The organism is Pseudomonas sp. Sample_24 (genome assembly GCF_004307605.1).
Classification (GTDB): Bacteria; Pseudomonadota; Gammaproteobacteria; order Pseudomonadales; family Pseudomonadaceae; genus Aquipseudomonas.
Genome location: NZ_RCNW01000419.1, coordinates 1 through 2,356, shown reverse-complemented (window position 1 = coordinate 2,356; position 2,356 = coordinate 1). Strand labels below are relative to the sequence as shown.

The window sequence follows — 2,356 nt, the reverse complement described above, 5'->3', positions numbered from 1 at the left end:
CTCGACACGCTGATCCACGAGGACGGCACGGCGCAGATGGAAATCAACTTCCGTCACGGCGATGCCTTGTCCCTGGCCGACCAGATTCTGGTGTTCAAGCGCACCATGCGCGAAGCCGCGCTCAAGCACGACGTGGCCGCCACCTTCATGGCCAAGCCAATGACCGGTGAGCCGGGCAGTGCCATGCACTTGCACCAGAGCATCATCGACATCGAGACCGGCAAAAACATCTTCTCCAATGAAGACGGGACCATGAGTTCGTTGTTCCTGCACCACATCGGTGGCTTGCAGAAACTCATTCCCGAGCTGTTGCCGCTGTTTGCACCCAACGTCAACTCGTTCCGCCGATTCCTGCCCGACACGTCGGCGCCGGTCAACGTCGAGTGGGGCGAAGAGAACCGCACCGTAGGCCTGCGCGTTCCGGACGCCGGGCCGCAAAACCGCCGGGTTGAAAACCGCCTGCCGGGCGCCGATGCCAACCCGTACCTGGCGATTGCCGCCAGCCTTCTGTGCGGTTACATCGGCATGGTCGAAGGCATGAACCCGAGCGCACCGGTAGTCGGCCGTGGTTATGAGCGCCGTAACCTGCGTTTGCCGCTGACCATCGAAGACGCACTGGAACGCATGGAAAACAGCAAAACCATCGAGAAGTACCTGGGCACCAACTTCATCACTGGCTACGTAGCGGTCAAGCGGGCCGAGCATGAAAACTTCAAGCGCGTGATCAGTTCGTGGGAACGGGAGTTCCTGCTCTTTGCCGTCTGACACGCCGGGCGCCGCCGTTGTCCCGCGGCGCGCCTTCACCTGGATTTTTAGGAGATTCACATGACCAGCAACAACCCGCAAACCCGCCAATGGCAAACCCTGAGCAATGATCACCACCTGGCCCCGTTCAGCGATTTCAAGCAGCTGAAAGAGAAAGGCCCGCGGATCATCACCAACGCCAAGGGCGTGTACCTGTGGGACAGCGAGGGCAACCAGATTCTCGACGGCATGGCCGGTCTGTGGTGTGTGGCAATCGGTTACGATCGTGAAGAACTGGCAGACGCCGCCAGCAAACAGATGCGCGAACTGCCTTACTACAACCTGTTTTTCCAGACCGCGCACCCGCCAGTACTCGAACTGGCCAAGGCCATCGCCGACATCGCGCCGCAAGGCATGAACCACGTGTTCTTCACCGGTTCCGGCTCCGAAGGCAACGACACCATGCTGCGCATGGTCCGCCACTACTGGGCAATCAAGGGCCAGCCGAACAAGAAAGTCATCATCAGCCGCAAGAACGGCTATCACGGTTCCACCGTGGCCGGCGCCAGCCTGGGCGGCATGACCTACATGCACGAACAGGGCGACTTGCCGATCCCGGGCATCGTCCATATCGCGCAGCCTTACTGGTTCACTGAGGGCGGTGACATGACGCCTGAAGAGTTCGGGATCTGGGCTGCCAATCAGCTGGAAGAGAAGATTCTGGAAGTCGGCGTCGACAACGTTGGTGCCTTTATTGCCGAACCGATCCAGGGCGCTGGCGGCGTGATCATTCCGCCTGACAGCTACTGGCCGCGCATCAAGGAAATCCTCGCCAAATACGACATCCTGTTCGTGGCCGACGAGGTGATTTGTGGTTTCGGACGCACCGGCGAGTGGTTCGGCAGCGATTTCTACGACCTCAAGCCCGACATGATGACCATCGCCAAGGGCCTGACTTCCGGCTACATCCCGATGGGTGGGCTGATCGTGCGTGACGAAGTGGTGGCAGTCCTCAACGAGGGCGGCGACTTCAACCACGGTTTCACCTACTCCGGTCATCCGGTGGCCGCCGCGGTGGCGCTGGAAAACATCCGCATCATGCGCGACGAGAAAATTGTCGAACGCGTGAAGACCGAAACGGCACCGTATTTGCAAAAGCGTCTGCGGGAACTGAACGATCATCCGCTGGTGGGTGAAGTTCGCGGGGTGGGTCTGTTGGGGGCCATCGAACTGGTTCAGGACAAGGCCACGCGCAAGCGCTACGAAGGCAAGGGAGTGGGCATGATCTGCCGACAGTTCTGCTTCGATAATGGCCTGATCATGCGGGCAGTCGGTGACACCATGATCATCGCGCCGCCACTGGTGATTACGCCTGCGGAAATCGACGAACTGGTAACGAAAGCTCGCAAGTGTCTGGACCTCACCCTGAGTGCGTTGCAAGGCTAAGTGCTAGGCTCTGAGCGAAGGCGCCGCGGCACCTTCGCTCGGGGCAGTCAGAAAGGTTGGCCTTTTCTTGAAAGACCGCCTCGGATCTTGCCAGACTAGCCGCGGTTCCAGTTGTCGGGGTTCGGCCGCTGAACAAAGTGGTTCAAAAAAGAAAAATTTGGAGCAT

At 59.6% G+C, this 2,356-nt stretch carries 1 protein-coding gene and 1 pseudogene; both read left to right on the top strand.

Features of this window, described 5'->3' with window-relative positions:
• Positions 1–765: pseudogene (locus tag D8V06_RS24230) on the top strand (glutamine synthetase); the annotation flags it as partial.
• 60 nt (positions 766–825) lie between these two features.
• A complete protein-coding gene (locus tag D8V06_RS24225; protein WP_130931962.1) occupies positions 826–2,190 on the top strand; it encodes an aspartate aminotransferase family protein in 1,365 nt (454 codons plus the stop codon).
• The last annotated feature ends 166 nt before the right edge of the window (positions 2,191–2,356 follow it).